Source organism: Kaistella yonginensis, from assembly GCF_030409525.1.
GTDB classification, from domain to species: Bacteria; Bacteroidota; Bacteroidia; order Flavobacteriales; family Weeksellaceae; genus Kaistella; species Kaistella yonginensis.
Map to the genome: position 1 here is coordinate 1 of NZ_JAUFQB010000034.1, position 1,452 is coordinate 1,452.

Here is a 1,452-nt window from a genome sequence, read left to right on the forward strand (position 1 = left end):
ACCAAAAACAAAGCTCCCTTAAATCGCTTTAAAAGAGGTCGTTTTTTGTTATAAATTTTGGGTAATCTCGAAAATATTGGGGTTGTGCAACGGTTACCCTTGTTAGCAGAAGTTTTTTATTTTAGTTTAAAATATTCCAATGCTTCTGGTCCTTTTAGCATCATCATTCCAAGTCCAATAAGTCCACCAATAACTACGAAAAGTATGTATCCTAAAATGGCCAAACCTAAAACTCCGAGAACTTTTATAATAATTGACTTTAAAGGTTTGTCTTTGTAAAATTCTCTGAAAAACCAAACTAATATTATTGGAACAAGAAGTAATGAAAATTGAGTAATATTAAAGAATGTACTGGTTGAATGTCTAAAAAAGAACATAATTGGATAAACTACGATAATACTCACCAAAGTATAAAATGAAAGAATGTATGCATTCATCACAATGTGTTCATAATAGTTATGTCCCCATTTTCTAAAAGCGATTTTCGTTGTTAGAGCAAAAAGTGGAATCAAAAGCACCATTAAGAATGAGTTGTAACTTGACAAAAACGACATTAAATCATTCATAAAGTTTGAGTTCATATGTTGCTGTGAAAAATAATCACTCATAATTTCTTTTAAATTTAAAACTTTAAAAGAAACTAAGGTGGCAATTCCACTCAATACAAAAACTAATAAAATCGGTTTATAATGGTTTACTCTGTTTCCGTCAATAAATTCTTTGGCGGTTTTGCCTGGATTTTTAAGTATATTTTTTACAGAAAAGAGTAGCCCTTTATTGGTATGAAAAACAGTATATTGAATTTCGTCCCAAATATAATTTTTATCAATTCGTTTATATTTTTTCTGTCCGCAGTTGGAGCAGAAATTTTCAATTACAGGATTATTGCAGTTTAGGCAAGTTTCAGACATTTTTATTTAGAATTTCTATTATCCATTTCATTTTTTAGTTCCTTTTCAAATTCGCTATTTTTCTTTCCACTATTCAGTAAAAAAAGCACGAAAAACAAAGGAAAAAAAGTGAAAAATGAAAATCCATTTTTCACGGCACTGTAATCAGAAACGCCCAAAAGTAAACCAATAAGTGTAGCATTAACTATTTTATTTGTTTTCAATTTCTTTTGTTTTTGAATTAATTCTTGGCCATTTAATTCACTTAGCTTTATTTGTTCCATTTGTCAAATTTATGTTTTTCGTTGGTTATTTGCGGTGTCGTTTGAAATTTCTGCTAACGTTTTGCGGCTTTGCGATGGTGCGGCTTAATATGACAAATCTTTCTATTATAAAATAAATTTCGAAAAATATAAAATCTTTAAACTTGCGGGCTTCCGCACTATTGCAAAACCGCTGTGCTTGTTGCACAACCAAATGTAATAAAAATAAAATACATAAAAAAGCACTTTTTTATGTATTTAAGTGTTTGATATATAGAATATTATCCGTAAATTAGTGC

At 29.3% G+C, this 1,452-nt stretch carries 2 protein-coding genes; both read right to left on the reverse strand.

Annotated elements, in window-relative coordinates:
- Positions 1–116 precede the first annotated feature (116 nt).
- Positions 117–911 carry a DUF3667 domain-containing protein gene (locus QWY78_RS09255; RefSeq protein ID WP_290219087.1) on the reverse strand — a complete coding sequence of 265 codons (795 nt, stop codon included), beginning with the start codon at positions 909–911 and terminating at the stop codon, positions 117–119.
- A gap of 2 nt (positions 912–913) precedes the next feature.
- On the reverse strand, positions 914–1,174 hold the full coding sequence (locus QWY78_RS09260; RefSeq protein ID WP_290219090.1) for a hypothetical protein: 261 nt from the start codon (positions 1,172–1,174) through the stop codon (positions 914–916).
- Positions 1,175–1,452: the final 278 nt, after the last annotated feature.